General features: G+C 72.6%; 3 protein-coding genes. 2 read left to right on the top strand and 1 reads right to left on the bottom strand.

What is annotated here, in order from left to right:
• Positions 1-67: 67 nt before the first annotated feature.
• Both AB0A63_RS03520 and AB0A63_RS03515 read left to right on the top strand, forming a co-directional pair.
• Positions 68-13,831 carry an SDR family NAD(P)-dependent oxidoreductase gene (locus tag AB0A63_RS03520; RefSeq protein WP_360384851.1) on the top strand — a complete coding sequence of 4,588 codons (13,764 nt, stop codon included), beginning with the start codon at positions 68-70 and terminating at the stop codon, positions 13,829-13,831.
• A gap of 55 nt (positions 13,832-13,886) precedes the next feature.
• Positions 13,887-14,672 carry an alpha/beta fold hydrolase gene (locus AB0A63_RS03515; RefSeq protein ID WP_360384850.1) on the top strand — a complete coding sequence of 262 codons (786 nt, stop codon included), beginning with the start codon at positions 13,887-13,889 and terminating at the stop codon, positions 14,670-14,672.
• A gap of 61 nt (positions 14,673-14,733) precedes the next feature.
• On the opposite strand, the gene AB0A63_RS03510 is transcribed toward AB0A63_RS03515, so the two are convergent.
• Positions 14,734-17,625 (bottom strand): AAA family ATPase, encoded by a 2,892-nt coding sequence (locus AB0A63_RS03510; RefSeq protein WP_360384847.1) that lies wholly within the window; start codon positions 17,623-17,625, stop codon positions 14,734-14,736.
• Between the last annotated feature and the right edge of the window lie 1,024 nt (positions 17,626-18,649).

Genomic DNA, 18,649 nt, shown 5'->3' with positions numbered 1-18,649 from the left:
CCTTGGTACCGCGAGAAAGCACCACCTCCGCGCGCCGTCGTCACCAATCGAAGGAACTCAGTCGCACATGACCACGCCCGACCACGCTGCTGCCACCGCGCGGGATGGAATCGCCGTCATCGGCCTGTCCTGCCGCCTTCCCGGGGCGGCGAACCCGGACGCCTTCTGGGAACTGCTCGTCACGGGTTCGAGCGCCGTCACCGAGACGCCGGCCACGCGGTGGGACGCGAACGCCCTGTACGACGCCGACCTGTCGAAGCCCGGCAGGGCGAACTCGCGCTGGGGCGGCTACCTCGACGAGGTCGACCGCTTCGACGCGGCGTTCTTCGGCATCTCCCCGCGTGAAGCCACGGACATGGACCCGCAGCAACGGCTCGCGCTGGAGCTGGCCTGGGAAGCGCTGGAGAACTCCGGCGTGGTCCCGGCTGCCCTGCGCGAGCACGCCGTCGGCGTGTTCATGGGTGCGTTCGGATCCGACTACGCCACGCTCGCGCAGCGCGAGGGGATCGAAGGGGTCGGGCACCACACGGTCACCGGTCTCAGCCGTGGTCTCATCGCCAACCGCATCTCCTACACCCTCGGGGTGCGGGGCCCCAGCTTCACCGTCGACTCCGCCCAGTCGTCCGCGCTCGTCGCGGTGCACCTCGCCGCGCAGAGCATCCGCACCGGTGAGTGCGAGGTCGCGCTGGCCGGTGGCGTGCACCTCAACCTCGCACCGGAGAGCACCGTCGGTGCGGCCAAGTTCGGTGGTCTTTCCCCGGACGGGCGCTGCCACACCTTCGACGCCAGGGCGAACGGGTACGTGCGCGGCGAGGGCGGCGGCGTGGTCGTCCTCAAGCCGCTCGCGAAGGCGTTGGCCGACCAGGACGACGTCCTCTGCGTGATCCGCGGCAGCGCGGTCAACAACGACGGCGCGAGCGACGGCCTCACCACCCCGGACGCCACCGCGCAGGCGGAGGTCCTCCGCGCGGCCTACCGCGCGGCGGACGTCGACCCGCACCGGGTGCAGTACGTGGAGCTGCACGGCACCGGCACCAGGGTGGGCGACCCGGTCGAGGCGTCGGCGCTGGGCCGGGTGCTCGGTGCCGGACGCGCTCCGGCCGACGCGCTGCGCGTGGGCTCGGTCAAGACCAACATCGGCCACCTCGAAGGAGCGGCCGGCATCGCGGGGCTGCTCAAGACGGTGCTCTCGATCAGCAGGGGACAGGTTCCGCCCAGCCTCAACTTCACCGAGCCGAACCCGGACATCGCGTTCGGCGAGCTGGGCATCAGGGTGCAGACCGAGACCGCGGACTGGAGCGCCGAGCCCCGGCTGGCCGGCGTCAGCTCCTTCGGCATGGGCGGGGCGAACTGCCACGTCGTCCTTTCCGGACCGCCTGAGTCCGAAGAGGACGAGGGCACCCCGGAGCACGTCGAGGCGACCCTGCCGTTCGTGCTCAGCGCGAAGACGCCCGAGGCGCTGCGCGCTCAGGCCCGGAACCTGCGGGGCCGCGACCTCGACCGCGCCGGCCTCGCCCGTGCGCTGCTCACCCAGCGCACGCTCTTCGACCACCGTGCCGTCGTGCTCGCCGCCACCGCCGATGAGCTCGACTCCGGTCTCGCCGGGATCGAGCAGGGCGTCCCCGGCGCGGGCGTCGTCCTGGGCCACAGCGAGAAGGCGGACGCCGGTCCCGTCCTCGTCTTCCCGGGACAGGGCGCGCAGTGGGTGGGGATGGGACGTGACCTCCTCGACGTCTCCGCGGTGTTCGCGGACTCCGTCGCCGCCTGCGAGGAGGCGCTGGCACCGCACGTGAGCTGGTCCCTGACCGAGGTCCTGCGCACCGGCGACGGCCTCGACCGCGTCGACGTGGTGCAGCCCGCGTCCTGGGCCGTGATGGTGTCGCTGGCCCGGTTGTGGGCATCGGTCGGCGTCCGGCCCGCCGCCGTGCTGGGGCACTCCCAGGGCGAGATCGCCGCCGCGGTGGTCTCCGGGAAGCTCGGCCTCGACGACGCCGCGACCGTCGTCGCCCTGCGCAGCAAGATCATCGCCGCCGAGCTGGCCGGGCACGGCGCGATGGCGTCGGTCGACCTGCCCGCAGACGAGGTCCGCTCGCGCCTGGCCGGCCATCCCGGCGTCGAGGTCGCGGTGGTCAACAGCGTGCGCTCGACCGTCGTCTCCGGAGACCAAGACACGGTCGACGCCCTGGTGGCGCAGTGGAAGGAGGAGGGCCTGCGGGCGCGGCGGGTCGCCGTGGACTACGCCTCGCACAGCCCGCACGTCGACTCCGTGCGCCGGCAGATCGTCGAGGCCCTCGCCGAGATCCGGCCGCAGCAGGGCAGCACGCCGTTCTTCTCCACCGCGGACTGCGCCTGGGCTGACCGGCTGGACGCCGCGTACTGGGCGCACAACCTGCGAGCGCCCGTCCGCTTCGGTGAGGCCACCGAAGCGCTGCTGGCACAGGGCTTCCGCCACTTCGTCGAAGTCAGCTCGCACCCCGTTCTCGTCGCCGCCGTCGAGGACACGGTGACCGCCGCGGACATCGACGACGCGGTCGTCGTCGGCTCGCTCCGCCGCGACGAGGGCGACCTGCGCCGCTTCCTCACCTCGGTCGCGGAAGCCTTCACCGGCGGGATCGACGTCGACTGGTCCGCCGTGGTGCCGCCGGTGCGCACGCGCGTCCGTGCCGCCGACCTGCCGACCTACCCCTTCCAGCGGCAGCGGTTCTGGATCGGTGACAAGAACGAGGTAACCGTCGAGACGGGACCGGTGCTGCACGGGATCGACCTCGTCCGAGCCCACGCCGCCGCCGTGCTGCGCACGACCCCGAACGCGGTCAGCGTGCGGGAACCGTTCAAGCGGCTGGGTTTCGACTCCATCATGGCCGTCGAGCTGCGCAACCGGATCAACGCGGCCGCGTCGCTGCGGCTGCCCGCCGGCGTCGCGTTCGACTTCCCGACGCCCGCGGCGCTCGCGGCCGAGGTCGACCGGCTCCTCCCCGGCGGCACCCGGCAGGCTCCCGCCGCGCTGGAACGGGTCACCGCGGCCGAGGAGAAGCCGGAGGACGACCCGATCGTCATCGTGGGCATGGGCTGCCGGTTCCCCGGTGACATCCGCTCACCGGAGGACCTCTGGCGGTTCGTCACCGCGGAGGCCGACGCCATCGGGCCGTACCCGTCCGACCGCGGCTGGGACGTCCGCGACCTGTTCGCGGGAAGCGCCGAAGTCGCCCGCACGGGTGGGTTCCTGCACGACGCCCCGGACTTCGACGCCGAGTTCTTCGGTGTGTCGCCCCGTGAAGCGCTCGCCATGGACCCGCAGCAACGGCTCCTGCTCGAAGTCTCCTGGGAGGCGCTCGAACAGGCCGCGATCGACCCCGAACTGCTGCGCGGCACCGACACCGGCGTCTTCGTCGGGGCCATGGCCGGTGACTACGGCACCAGGCTGCACGAAAGCCCGGACGCCGTGGCCGGGCACCTCCTCACCGGTCTCGCCGGAAGCGTCGTCTCCGGCCGGATCGCCTACGTGCTCGGCCTCGAAGGCCCCGCGCTGTCGGTCGACACGGCCTGCTCCTCGTCCCTGGTCGCGCTGGACCTCGCCGTCGAGGCGCTGCGGCGCGGGGAGTGCTCGCTCGCCCTCGCCGGTGGCGTGACGGTGATGAGCACGCCCGGCATGTTCGCCGAGTTCAGCCGCCAGCGCGGTCTCGCACGGGACGGCCGGTGCAAGGCGTTCTCCGCGGCCGCCGACGGCACCGGCTGGTCGGAGGGCGTCGGCGTGCTGGTGGTGGAGCGGCTGTCCGACGCGCTGCGCCACGGCCACACCGTCCACGCCGTCGTCCGGGGCACCGCGGTGAACCAGGACGGTGCGTCCAACGGCCTGACCGCGCCGAACGGGCCCTCGCAACAGCGGGTGATCCGCAAGGCGCTGGCCGACGCCGGGCTCTCGGCGTCCGATGTGGACGTCGTGGAGGCGCACGGCACGGGCACGTCGCTGGGCGACCCGATCGAGGCCCAGGCGATCATCGCCACCTACGGCCAGGACCGCGACCGCCCGCTGTGGCTCGGCTCGCTCAAGTCCAACCTCGGCCACACCCAGGCCGCGGCCGGCGTCGCGGGCGTGATCAAGATGGTCATGGCCATGCGGCACGGCGTCCTGCCGAAGACCCTGCACGTCGACGAGCCCTCGCCGCACGTCGACTGGGCGTCCGGGGCGGTCGAGCTGCTGACCGAAGCACGGCCGTGGCCGGAAGGCACCCGGCGGGCGGCGGTGTCGTCGTTCGGCATCAGCGGCACCAACGCGCACGTCGTCCTCGAACACCGGCCGCAGCCGCAGCAGCGGGCGCGGGAGGAGCGGCAGGTCCCGTTCCTGCTGAGCGCCAAGACGCCGCAGGCGTTGAGCGCACAGGCGCGAAGGCTGCGCGACCACCTCGCCGAGCACCCCGGGCTCGACCCGGCCGACATCGCGTTCACCCTGGCCACCGGTCGCAGCGACTTCGACCACCGTGCCGCGGTGCTCGCCACGGACACGGCGGGGCTGCGCGAGCTGTGCGAGGGCCGCGGAGCCCGCGACCACGCCCGGCTCGACGAGCCCGTCGCCTTCCTGTTCACCGGCCAGGGTGCCCAACGCCTGGGCATGGGCCGGGAGCTGTACACCACCTACCCGGTCTTCGCCGCGGCACTGGACGAGGTCGCCGACGAGCTCGACCGGCACCTGACCAAGCCGGTGCGCGAAGTCATGTGGGGCGACGACGCCGCCGTGCTGGACCGGACCGAGTACACCCAGCCCGCGCTGTTCGCCGTCGAGGTCGCGCTGTACCGCCTCGTGCGCTCGTGGGGTGTCGAGCCGGACTTCGTGACCGGCCACTCGATCGGTGAGATCGCGGCGGCGCACGTCTCCGGTGTGCTGACCCTGGCGGGAGCGGCGGAACTGGTCGCCGCGCGCGGCCGGTTGATGCAGGCGCTGCCCCCTGGCGGCGCGATGGTCTCCGTGCAGGCCACCGCGGACGAGGTGCGCCCGCAGCTGACCTCCCGCGTGGGCCTGGCCGCGGTCAACGGACCCGACGCGGTCGTGGTGTCCGGTGCGGAGGACGACGTCCTCGCGCTGGCCGCGCGGTGGGCGGAACGCGGACGCAAGACCAAGCGGCTCACCGTGAGCCACGCGTTCCACTCGCCGCTGGTGGAACCGGTGCTGGAGGAGTTCCGCCGCGTCGCCGCGCGGATCACCTACGCGGCGCCGGTGATCCCGCTGGTGTCGAACCTGACCGGCACCCTCGCGACGGCCGAGCAGCTCCGCTCGCCCGAGCACTGGGTGCGGCACGTCCGCGACGCGGTGCTCTTCCACGACGGCGTCCGCCACCTGCGCGAGCAGGGCGTGACGCGGCTGGTCGAGATCGGCCCGGACGGCGTGCTCGCGGCGATGGCGCAGAACTGCCTGTCCGACACCGACCAGCTCGTCCTGCCCGCCCTGCGCAAGGGCAGGCCGGAAGCCGGCACGCTGGTGTCCGCACTGGCACGGCTGCACACCGCCGGTGTCACCGTCGACTGGACGGCGTTCTTCGCCGGCACCGGCGCCCGCCGCACGGAGCTGCCGACCTACGCGTTCCAGCACGAGCGCTTCTGGCTCGACCCGGTCGCCAAGGCCGCGGACCTCGCCTCCGCCGGGCTCGACGCCGTCGCACACCCGGTGCTCAGGGCGGCGCTGTCCGTCGACGGCACCACGGTGCTGACCGGCAGGCTCGACCCGGCCGAGCTGCCGTGGCTCGCCGAGCACCGGGTCGGCGGAGCGGTGGTCGTTCCCGGAACGGCGCTGCTCGAACTCGCCGCCCGCGCCGGTGCGCACGTCGGCCGGCCCGCCGTCACCGAACTGCTGCTGATCGCGCCGATGGTCGTTCCCGCCGGTGACGCGCTGGACGTCCAGGTCCGCGTGTCGGCGGACGGTGCCCTGCGGACGGTGTCACGCCTCGCGGGGCAGGGGGAGTGGACCCTCCACGTCACCGGCCAGGTCGACGCCGCCACCGGCACCGGGCCCGCCCCGGTGCAGTGGCCGCCGGTCGGCTGCGAGCCGGTCGACCTGGCCGGGTTCTACGCCGCACTGGCCGAGCGGAACCTGCACTACGGGCCCGTCTTCCAGGGCGTGCGGCACCTGTGGCGCGGCGACGGCGAGCTCTTCGCCGAGGTCCGGCTGCCCGAGACGAAGAACGACCACCTGCTGCACCCGGCACTGCTGGACGCCGTCCTGCAACCACTGGCGGCCGGTGAGCTGTTGCCCGACGGGGGAACGGCGCGACTGCCGTTCTCCTGGACGGGCACCCGCCTCCACGCGGCCGGGGCGTCGCTGCTGAGGACCCGGCTGACCGGGCTCGGTCCCGACACCGTCCGGCTGGCCGCCTGGGACGGTGAGGGCAACCCCGTCCTCGACGCCGACTCGGTCGTGCTGCGGCCGGTGTCCGACGCCCAGCTGCGCGACGCCGTGGCAGCCGATTCGCTGTACCGCGTGGAATGGCGGCCCACCACCGTCGTGGCTCCCACCCCGGGCACCACGCGGCGGCTGCCGGTCGGGTCCGGAGGCCCGCTGCCGCACCGGGTGCGTGCGGGACTGGCCTGGGCGCTGACCACCGTGCAGGACTGGTTGTCCGGCGAGCAGGGCGGATGCCTCAGCATCGTCACCGGTTCCGACCCGGTCGGCGCTGCCGTGCAAGGGCTCGTGCGTTCGGCGCAGACCGAGCACCCCGGCCGCTTCCAGCTGATCGAGGTCGACGGCAGTGCCGCCTCCGACGCGCTGGTGCCGTCACTGGCCGGTGCGCCCGACCCGCAGGTCTCCGTGAGGGAAGGCACCGCGCTGGTGCCGCGCCTCGTGCGCCACACCGCCGCGCCCGCCGCCCCGGACATCAGGTGGGACAGGGGAACGCTGCTCGTCACCGGTGCGGGCGGAGTCGTCGGTTCGGCACTGACGCTGCACGCCGTGACCACCCGCGGGATCAGCGACGTCGTCCTGGTCAGCCGGCGCGGCGAACGGGCCGCCGGTGTCGCGCGGCTGGCCGGGGAGCTGCGGTCCATGGGCGTCTCGGTCACGGTCGAGGCCTGTGACGTGGCGAAGCGCTCGCAGGTGGAAGGCCTGCTGGCGCGCGTCCCGGACCTGCGCGGCATCGTCCACGCGGCCGGAACGGTGGCCGACACCGTCATCGAGGCGCTCACCACCGACGGCGTCGACGCCGTCCTCGCGTCCAAGGTGGACGCCGTCAGCCACCTGGACGAGCTGACCAGGGGACTGGACCTCGACTGGTTCGTCGTCTGCTCCTCGGTCGCCGGCTGGTGGGGCACCGCCGGCCAGGCCAACTACGCCGCCGCGAACGCCTGCCTCGACGCGATCGTCCGCGACCGCGCCGCCGCCGGGTTCCCGGCACTGGCACTGGCCTGGGGGCTGTGGGAGGAGCGCAGTGAGCTCTCCGGGCACCTCGGTGACGCCGACCTCCAGCGCATGGCCAGGGCCGGCATCGCACCACTGTCCACAAAGGATGCCGTCGCCGCGTTCGACGGCGCACTGCGCTCGACGGAGCCGGTGCTGGCGCCCGTCCGCCTGGACGTCCGCTCCGTCACCGGGCAGCCCGTGCCCCTGCTGGCCGACCTCGTCCGCACACCGGTCGTGGCCGAACCGGCCGTGACCGCGCAGGAGACCTCCGGCGGCGCGTTCGACCAGCTGACCGCGGACGAGCTGCGGGCGGAGCTGACCCGGCTGGTCCGCACCAGCGCCGCCTCCGTGCTGGGGTACGCCCAGCTGCGGGACGACCAGGTGGAGCAGCCGTTCTCCGCGCTGGGGATGGACTCGCTGGCCGCACTGGAACTGCGCTACGAGCTCAGCGACGCCACGGGCCTGAGCCTGCCGACCACCCTGCTGTTCGACCGGCCCAGCCCGCTGGACGTGATCGAACACCTGGTGGAAGAACTCTCGACCGAGAAGGACACCACTGTGACCCAGGCGGTCCAGCGAGCAGAACCCGAACCCGGAGCGGGCGAGGACGACCCGATCGTGATCGTCGGCATGGCCGCCCGCTACCCCGGCGGGGTCAGCTCGCCGCAGGAGCTGTGGGACCTGGTCGCCACCGGCACGGACGGGATCACGGCGTTCCCCGACAACCGCGGCTGGGACCTCGACACCCTCTTCCACGACGACCCCACCCACCGCGGCACGAGCTACACCCGTGAAGGCGGTTTCCTGCACGACGCCGCCGACTTCGACGCCTCGTTCTTCGGCATCGCGCCGCGCGAGGCGCTCGCGATGGACCCGCAGCAGCGGCTGCTGCTGGAGACCTCGTGGGAGGCGCTGGAGAACGCGGGCATCGACCCGTTGTCGGTCAAGGGTTCCCGCACCGGTGTCTACGCCGGCGTGATGTTCCACGACTACTCCACCCGCGTCCACGACGTGCAGGACCTCCCGGACGGCATGGAGGGGATGATGACCCTCGGCAGCCACGGCAGCGTCGCGTCCGGCCGCATCTCCTACGTCTTCGGCCTGCAGGGGCCCACGATGTCGGTCGACACCGCGTGCTCGTCCTCCCTGGTGGCACTGCACCTGGCCGCGCAGGCGCTGCGCAACGGCGAATGTTCGATGGCGCTGGCCGGCGGTGTGTCGGTGATGTCCACCCCCGTCACGTTCGTCGAGTTCAGCCGCCAGCGCGCACTCGCCGCCGACGGGCGGTGCCGGGCGTTCTCCTCGGACGCGAGCGGCACCAGCTGGGCCGAGGGCGCGGGCATGCTCCTGCTGGAACGGCTCTCCGACGCGAAGCGCAACGGGCACCGGGTGCTCGCGGTGGTCCGCGGCAGCGGGATCAACTCCGACGGCGCCTCCAACGGCCTCACCGCACCGAGCGGCCCGGCTCAGCGCCGGCTCATCGAGCAGACGCTGGCCCAGGCACGACTGACGGCCGCCGACGTGGACGTGGTGGAAGCGCACGGCACCGGCACGCCGCTGGGCGACCCGATCGAGGCGCAGGCCTTGCTGGACACCTACGGACAGGACCGCGACCGCCCGCTGTGGCTCGGTTCGCTGAAGTCCAACACCGGCCACACCCAGGCCGCGGCGGGCGCAGGCGGGATCATCAAGATGATCATGGCGATGCGGCACGGCGTCCTGCCGAAGACCCTGCACGTCAGCGAGCCGTCCCCGCACGTGGACTGGACCTCGGGGTCGGTCGAGCTGCTGAGGGAGGCACGCCCGTGGCCGGGGGGAACCCGCCGCGCCGCGGTGTCGTCGTTCGGCATCGGCGGCACGAACGCCCACGTGATCCTCGAAAGCCCCGCCGAGGAGAACCCCGCCGAGGCCACCGCCCCGGTGCCGGAGCCGCGAGCAGCGGCGGTCACGCCGTGGGTCCTCAGCGCCAGGACACCGGCGGCGCTGCGGGCACAGGCGGCCAAGCTGGCGGACTTCCTCGACCGGGAGCCCGGCCACGACGACGCCGCCGTCGCGGCGGCACTCACGAACCGGTCGCGGTTCGACCAGCGCGCCGTCGTACTGGGCGGTGACCGGGACTCGTTGCTGGCGGGCCTCACCGCCGCCGCACACGGCGACGACGCGCCGAACCTGGTCGTCACGGCCGAGAGGCACGCGGGCGAGACCGCCTTCCTGTTCGCCGGTCAGGGCAGCCAGCGCGCCGGCATGGGACGGGAGCTGTACGAGGCGTACCCGCCGTTCGCGGTCGCGTTCGACGACGCGGCCGAGGTGCTCGACCCGCTGCTCGGTGTCAGCCTGCGCGACCTGGTCTTCACCGGTGACGGTCTGGACCGGACCGAGCACGCGCAGCCCGCGCTGTTCGCGCTCGAGGTGGCGCTGTTCCGGCTGCTGGAGGCGTGGGGAGTGCGGCCGGGCCGCGTGGCAGGGCACTCCATCGGCGAGATCGCCGCGGCCCACGTGGCCGGCGTCATGTCGTTGCGCGACGCCGCGACGCTGGTCGCCGCTCGGGGCAGGCTGATGGGCGCACTTCCGGAAGGCGGCGTCATGGTGGCCGTGGAGGCGGCCGCCGCCGAGGTGACCGCGTTGCTCGCCGGCCGTGAGCACGAGGTGGGGATCGCCGCGGTCAACGGGCCCAGGGCCACCGTCCTGTCCGGTGCCGCCGCCGCGGTGCAGGCGATCACCGAGCAGCTGCGCTCGCGCGGCCACCGCACGAAGGCCCTGCGGGTCAGCCACGCGTTCCACTCGCCGTTGATGGGGCCGGTGCTGGCGGAGTTCCGGGACGTCGTGTCCCGCATCGAGTTCTCGGCGCCGAGCATCCCGATGGTGTCGACGCTGACCGGTCAGGCCGCCGCTGCGGGCGACTTCACCACCGCGGACTACTGGGTCCGCCACGTGCGCGAGCCGGTCCTGTTCCAGGACGCCGTGCGCGCCCTGGAAGCCGGTGGCGTCAGCACCTTCGTGGAGCTGGGCCCCGACAGCGTGCTCTCGGCGATGGCGTCGGCGAGCGTGTCCGCACCGGCCGTGCCGCTGCCGCTGCTGCGCAAGGACCGCCCGGAACCACGAGCACTGCTGGACACCGTCGCGAAGCTGTTCGTCCGCGGCACCTCCGTCGACTGGTCCGCTGTGCTGGGCGGCGGCGCACGACCGCACGTGGAGCTGCCGACCTACGCCTTCCAGCGGCAGCGCTTCTGGCTCGACACCCCGCGTGCCACCGGGAGCGTCGCGGGCACCGGCCTCGGTGCGGTCGGGCACCCGTTGCTGACCGCGTCGATGTCCCTGGCCGGCAGCGGAGCCACCGTCCTCACCGGACGGTTGTCCACCGCGCGCCCGGCCTGGACCGGTGGCCACCGCGTCGGCGGTGCCGCCGTGGTGCCGGGCACGGCCCTGCTGGAGATGGCCGCCAGGGCCGGTGAGCAGGTCGGCTGCCCGAGGGTGGCGGAGCTCGTCTTCCGCACCGCGGTGGTGCTTCCCGCCGAGGGCACCCTGGACGTGCAGGTGGAGGTGTCCGCGCCCGAGGACGACGGCAGCCGCGCCCTCGCCCTGCACTCGCGGGCCTCGGCCGACGCGCCGTGGACCGCGCACGCCACCGGCCGCCTCGTTCCCGGCGTGCCCGGTTCGGGGGAGAACCTGACCGAATGGCCGCCCGCGAACGCGCAGCCGGTCGACCTCGACGGGCTCTACCCCCGCCTCGCCGACGCCGGCCTGGGCTACGGACCCGACTTCCAGGGCGTCCGCAGGGCCTGGCGTCGTGGCGGCGACGTCTTCGCCGAGGTTGCCCTGCCCGCGACCGTGCACGGCGAAGCCGGTGACTACCTGGTGCACCCCGCGCTGCTGGACTCGGCGTTGCACCCGCTGCTGGTGGACGCGTTGCGCCTGCCGTTCTCGTGGGCGGGCGTCGAGGTGCACGGGCCCGGCGCCGCGTCGCTGCGGGTTCGCCTGCGCGACAAGGGACAGGACTCGTTCAGCGTCACCGCGTGGGACAACGTGGGCATGCCGGTCTTCTCCGCCGAAGAGCTCGTCGCGCGGCCGGTGGTGCGTGAGCAGCTGCAGGTCATCGGCGCCGCCCAGGCGGCGGAGACGCTGTTCCGGATCGACTGGAAGGCACCGGAGGGGCTGTCCCCGGCAGGGGGAACCGGGCACCTGACGCTGACCGTCGACAACGGTGACCCCGCGTCGCCGCTGCCGCAGCGGGTCCGGACCGCGCTGGACGCGGCACTGGCCTCGGTCCGCGGCTGGGTGGCGCGCGACCACGAGCCCGGTGCCCGGCTGGTCGTGCTCACCCGAGGTGCGGTGGACGGCGACCCGGTCGCCGCCGCGGTGTGGGGTCTGGTGCGCTCCGCGCAGACCGAACACCCCGGCGTGCTGCAGCTGATCGACCTCGACGGCACGGCCGCGTCGGACAAGGCGTGGCGGAAGCTGGTCGGCACCGACGAGCCGCAGCTCGCCGTGCGCGCCGGGCAGGTCCGCGTGCCGAGGCTGGCCGGTGCGGCAGCCGCCGGGCCGTCCGCTCCCACCGAGTGGCGTGGCGGTTCGCTGCTGGTCACCGGTGCGGGCGGGGTCGTCGGTTCCGCGCTGACCCGGCACGCGGTGCGCGAGCACGGGGTTCGGGACGTGGTCCTGCTGAGCCGGCGCGGTGCCGACGCACCCGGCATGGCCCGGCTGTCCGCCGAACTGCGTGAGCTGGGTGCCTCCGTCACCGTGGAGGCCTGTGACGCGGCAGATCGCGAGCAGCTGGCCGGGGTCCTCGCGCGGATACCGTCGGACCGGCCGCTGGCCGGTGTGATCCACGCTGCCGGAACCTCGCGGGACGCGACGATCCGGTCGCTGACCGCGGAGGCCCTGGAGGCCGTTCTGCCGGCCAAGGTGGACGCCGTGACGCACCTCGACGAGCTCACGAGGGACGCGGACCTCACCTGGTTCGTCGTGTGCTCCTCCGCTGCCGCCTGGTGGGGCACGGCCGGTCAGGCCAACTACGCCGCCGCCAACGCCTGCATCGACGCCATCGCACGGCGCAGGCACGACGCCGGGCAGCACGCGCTGTCGCTGGCGTGGGGGCTGTGGGCCGAACGCAGCGAGCTGTCCGGTCACCTCGACGAGGCGGACCTGCGCCGGCTGGTCCGCCTCGGCGTCACTCCGCTGTCGACCGAGGACGCACTGACCGCGTTCGACACCGCTTTGCGCACCGGGGAACCCATGCTCGCCCCGATCGCGCTGGACACCCGTCAGCTCGTCGACAGCGAGTCGGCGCCGCTGACCCCGCTGCTGCGCGGGCACGTGAAGCGGCGTCCGGTGGCGGAAGCGGCGCCGGTGCCGGTGCCGTCCATCGCGGGCGAACTGGCCGGCAAGGACGAAGGCGCTCAGGAGGCCTTCCTGGGTGACCTCGTCCGGAGCCTGGTGGCCGGTGTGCTCGGGTTCGCGAGCGCCGACGAGGTGGAGGCCGACCGCGGGTTCTTCGAGATCGGGTTCGACTCGCTCACGGTGCTGGAGCTGCGCAACCGCGTCGAGAAGGCGACCGGGCGGTCGGTGCCGCCCACGGCGATCTTCGACCACTCCACGCCGAGCGCCCTCGCGAAGTACCTGCGCATCCAGCTCGGCGAGCAGGAAGCGGAACGGCCGCTCGACGTGGAGCGTCCGTCGCTGGCCGGGACGACGGTGCTGCTGACCGGTGCGACCGGCGGTCTCGGGCGGCTCTTCGCCAGGGAGCTCGCCGAAGCCGGGGCGAACCTGGTCCTGACCGGACGCGACCAGGCCGCGCTCGACGAGCTGGCGGACTCCATCGGCGGAACGCCCCTGGCGCTGGTCGCCGACGTCACCGACGGCACGGCGCTGACCCGGGCCGTCGAGCGGGCGGAGCAGGAGTTCGGCGCGGTCGACGTGCTGATCAACAACGCCGGTGTCGGCGGTCCGGCCGGCCCCCTGTGGGAGGTCGACGAGGACCACTGGTGGCAGACGGTGGAGGTGAACCTGCGCGGGACCGTGCGGGCCTGCCGGGCGGCGTTGCCGGGCATGGTGGAGCGCGGGCACGGGCGGGTCATCAACATCGTGAGCTCGGCGGGCAAGCACCGCTGGCCCAACGTCTCCGGTTACTCGGTGTCCAAGGCCGCCGCCATCAAGCTCGGTGAGAACCTCGCGCCGGAGCTGGCGGGAACCGGGGTGTCGGTGCTCAGCTACCACCCCGGACTGGTCGACCTCGGCCTGACCCGCAAGCAGCTGGAAGCCGGCGAGACCGGTGACCGCCACCTCGACGGCGTCGGTGCGTGGATGGCCGACCAGCGCGACAGCGGCCGGTTCACCACGCCCGAGGAGTCATCGGAGATGCTGGTGCGACTGGTGTCCGGTGAGGCGGACGCGTTGTCCGGCGGCTACCTGACCCCGGAGGACGACCTGAGCCGCCTGCTGGGCGGCTGAACGAGCAGCGCCGACGACGATGTCGACCCCACAGCAAGACCCGAAGAGGGAGATCATGGCGAACGTTGCTCAGGGCGGCCGCTGGGTGCGGAAGTTCCGCGCCACGTCCGAGGAAGCCCCGCAGCTCGTGTGCTTTCCGTACGCGGGCGGATCGGCCGGGTGGTTCACCCGGCTCCGCATGGAGCTCGACGGCGAGGTCCAGCTGTCGGCGGTCCAGTACCCCGGCCGCCTCGACCGGCTCCGCGACGAGCCGATCGACGACCTGCACGTGCTGGCGGACGAGGTGTTCGCGGTGCTGGACAAGAGCCGGCCGCTGGCCCTGTTCGGGCACAGCATGGGCGCCGTGGTGGCGTTCGAGGTGGCGCGACGGCTGGAGGCCGCCTCGGTGCCCGTCTCGCACCTCTTCGCGTCCGGTCGAGCGGCGCCGCACCTGCACCGCAACGCGGGTGTGCACCTCATGTCCGACGACGACGTGGTCGCCGTGATCGAGGCGCTGGGTGGCGTCCAACCGGGCGTGCTGAGCAACGCCGATCTCCGCGCGATGGTGCTGCCCGTGGTGCGCAACGATTACCGGGCGATCGAGTCCTACCGGTGCGGGCCTTCCGCGGTGATCACCGCGCCGATCACCGCTCTGGCCGGCACCGAGGACCCGATCGTGCCACTGCCGGACGCGAGCGCGTGGATGCGTCACACCACCGGGTCCTTCGTGCTGGAGAAGTTCCCAGGGGGCCACTTCTTCCCGGTGGACCACTGGGGGAGCGTTGCGGACCTCGTGCGGCGCGAACTCCGCGTCGGCAGCGGGCTCGGCCGCGGCGGCCGAGCCGAAGCCGCAGGCGCCTGAACGGTGCGCCCACGTGCAGACCGGGCACCGCACAGCGGTGCCCGGTGACCCTGCTTTCAGGTCATGCGCGTGGGACGAGGCCCGCCAGTGCGGAGGACAGCTGGATGCGCCGGCGCACGCCGAGCTTGCGGTAGATGTTGGTCAGGTGGAACTCGACGGTGCGCCGCGAGACGTTGAGCTCGCGGGCGATCTCTTCGTTGGAGTTGCCTTCGAGGGCCAGTGTGGCGATGCGGTACTCGTGCGGCGTCAGCGTGAGCGCGCTGAGCCGGGGAGCGGGTGGCGCGGCGTTGGTCGGTTCGGGGTGGTGCGGCACCGGTGTGTGCGAGGTGGCGGCGGAGCTCAGTCCGGCGAGCCGTTGTCCCGGTTGCACGGCGACGCCGCACTGCCGGCCGAGTGCCTGCGCTTCCGCGAGGTGCTGCCGGGCGGCGTCGTGCTGTCCCTTCTCCCACCTGGTCGCGGCGAGTTCGAGCAGCACCTGTGCGTGCAGCATCCGCGCGGTCGACCGGCGCAGCACCGAGTCGGCTTCGGCCAGCCACGGGGCGGCGGCGGAACCGCCGGTCACGATGCCCACCGTCAGCAGCGCGCGACCGATCACGGTCGGTGCGCCCCACTCCCGTGCCAGGGTCAGCTCCTGCAACGCGAGGTCGAGGGCCGGCTGCGGCTGTCCGAGCCGCAGGTGTGCCAGCGCCGCGAAGGACCGCCAGGGGCGCACCGCCGGGTTGCGCCGGTCCCAGGCCAGGAACCGCTCACCGCATTCGAGCTGGTCGGCGAGCGCTGCCTCGTGGTCGCCGAGCTCCATGCGCACAGCGCCTCTGACGTGCAGCAGGGCGGTGTGGTGCCAGGTCTGCGGCAGTTGTCTGGAGCGCCCATAGGGCGCCAGCGCGTTCTTCGCCGCGTCGAGGTCGCCCAGGGCCAGCTGAGCGCGAACCCAGGCGTCGGTGGCGTAGACGTGTCCCAGGTGGTCCGGGGCGAGCTTCGCGGTCCGTGCCGCGGACAACGCGAGCTCCGCGTCCGCGGCGGCCTCGGCGAAGGACCCGTGGTGGTGGTGCGCCCGCGACCGGAGCGAGTGACCGAGCATGGTGATCAACGACAGCCCCTGTCGCTGGGCTTCGAGCAGGACCTCGTCGCAGTGGCGCATCGCGAGCTCCGCCTCGTCGGCGCGCAGCAGGGCGTTGATCACTCCGAACAGGCGTTGCGGGTGTTGCATCGCGGAGGTCGCGCCGCCGGACAGCGCCGCGAGCGCGGCCTTGCGGCACAGGGCCAGCTCCACGCCCCGGTTGCTGGTGTCCTCGGCGATCAGCCCGGCCAGCCTGCGGCCGTGCTCGTCACCGCGGCGCCACTGCTGCTCGTCGAACTCGCGGAAGTCCACCTGCCGGGCCTCCGGGTCACCTGAGGGCACGGTGATCCGTTCCAGCAGGCGCATCGACTCGACGGCCGCGGGGATCTTGGACCCGATCTCTTCCATGGCCCGGCGCAGCACCTCGCTGGCACTGTCGTAGGCACCGTCGAAGTAGAGGATCTCCGCTAGCCGGCAGGCGGCCGCGAGGATCTCCTGCGGATCGTCCAGGCCGACCATTCCCTCCTCGATGTGCGCCACGGCCATCCGCGGGTCGAAGTACGTCTCGGCCAGACCGAGCCGCAGCAGCAGGTCCTGCCTCTGCGCGGTGGAGAGGTCCTCGTCGAGAGCCCTGGCGAGCAGTTGGGCACCGAAGCGGGCATCGCCGTCGGCGATCGCGGTGTCGGCGGCGGCACGCAGGACCTCGACCGCCCAGGCGCCGGACTGGGCGGGCGTGTGCAGGACGTGGCGTGCCACGACGACCGCGGGTGCCCGCGTGTAGTGCAGGAACCGCGCGGCCTTGGCGTGCAGCTGCTCGCGTTCCCGGTACCCGACCGCGCTCGTGATCGTGTTCTTGAGCACCGCGTGCGTGAACTTCAGCCCGCCGTCCGGGGTGAGCACGCCCATGCCTTCCAGCTGCCGCACCCGATCGGCGGCCTCGCTGGTGTCGAGGTCCACGACGGCGGTCAGCAGGGCCAGGTCCGCCGGCTCCACGGCCGCGATCGCCTTCGCGAGCTCGACGAGCTCGGGTGACTGGCGGTTGAGCCGCGCGAGCAGCACCTGACCGAGTTTCTCGCATTCGGGGCGCAGCAGGTCGTTCGCGGCGCTCTCCTCCGGCGGCACCGATCTTTCCCGCATCACACCCAGGATGTGCCGCGTCACCGTGGGACAGCCGCCGGTGGCCTCGACGAAGGCCTGCGCGAACTTCTCGTCCGGCGTCTGCCCGAGCATCCGCTCGGTGAGCTGCGCGATGTTGCGCGCGGTGAAGTACGCGAGCCTCATGCGCTCGGAGTAGATGTCCAGTTCCGCTATCAGCAGGGGATCGGTCGGCTGGATCCCCGGTGTGCGGGTCATCAGCAGGACGACCGGGAGCTTGACGACGCGGTGCACGAGGTAGTTCAGCCAGCGCAACGACGAGACGTCCGCCCACTGCACGTCGTCGATCACCAGGCACAGCGGTGCGCGCTGGGCGAAGTCGGCCGTGAAGCGGTAGAGGTCCCGGATGGCCCGCTGGAGTTCGAGCTCACCGACGTCATCCCGCTCGGCGGTGAGGTGCCCGGCGATGAGGTCGTACCCGGGAGGTGTGCTTTCACCGTTCCGGCCAGGCGGCAGCTCCTCGCGCAGGTGCTCGAAGAGCTGCTGGGCCACGGCGAAGGGCACGTCCCGCTCCATCAGCGAGCCCTTCGCACGCCAGACGACGAATCCGCGCTCGCGGGCGAGCTCGCACGCCACGTCCAGCAACGCGGTCTTGCCGACGCCGGGCGTGCCCTCGACCAGGAGTGTGAAGGGTGTCGCACGCTTCGCCGATTCGAGACCATCGACGATGCGTGCCAACTCCGCGCCGCGACCGACGAGCGTGTCGGCACTGCCTGAATGCTGGTGTGCGTCGGCGACCATTTATGCGCTCCGTAGTTGTCAACTGGCCCAATCGGGTGGTCTTTCGCTTCAAATCAGTTCATATCGCCCTGCTATCGATTCCACTTTATGAGTACCCATCGGGTCAAGTTCTCGATCCCTTGAGTCGAAAAGACTTCTTGGCGCCGAAGTCGCAGGTGAGAACGGTCGGACGCCCGTTCGGGCAGTCGTCGGCTGCGCATCCGGGCGCGAGTGGCGCCGAGATTTGTCACACACCGCGAGACGGACTGATCGGGCAGGAAGCGGGTAGGGTCTCGAACGGGTCCGTACGAATTGCGCTGCCGATGAGTATTTGTGGTGAAACGATCGCCTCGTCCGCTGCCCGCTCGTCGATGTGGTGTGACACCGGAAGGCGCGTCAGTGGTCCGGTCGGACGGCCTTCATCGGATGATCGGCGGGTGCGACCACCAATCCAGCGGGTCTGTGCTGTGGACATCCGTAGTCTTCTTGAGGGCGGTCGGCGATGTGCGTCACTCTCTGTTTGTGCGCGCACGCCTCGGTCGCCTTCGGGGTGGAGCGCCTCGACCCCGTTACCGCTGGTGAGCGCCTGTGGTCTTTCGGTGATCGCTGCTCCTGCGGCATACCTGTGGACTTCCGCAGGTATGCCGTCGTGAAGCTGTTTAGCCTCATTCGCGTGCCGTTCGAAGGGTGATACCCCTTCCGAGAAATCGCCGCCGAACGACCCGTGGGGTGTCGTCCGGAGGATGCGGCAGAAGACTGCAAGTCACTCGATGTTCACCATTTTGTGGTGCACGGTGAATGTGGTCCGCAGGGATGCCGCAACACAGACGCGGCGGCGACACCGCCGTCGTGAAGAATTCGGAGATGTGCGGGTGCCCGATCCCGCCCCAGCACCTCCCTGGCCCGTGGAAGGATTCATCGCGCCGGTCCGAGGAGTTCCTGCTGCGCGACGATGGGCAGTGCGCACCGATTTCCGGCAGGTGCGCACCGGCCGCCGGGACTCCCGCCGATGTGCTCGGCTGGAACGACGGCAGCCGACGGTGAG

It is taken from the genome of Lentzea sp. NPDC042327 (assembly GCF_040647275.1).
GTDB lineage: Bacteria > Actinomycetota > Actinomycetes > Mycobacteriales > Pseudonocardiaceae > Lentzea.
Note: the sequence above shows the minus strand (reverse complement) of the source record. Positions and strands in the feature narration are given on the sequence as shown.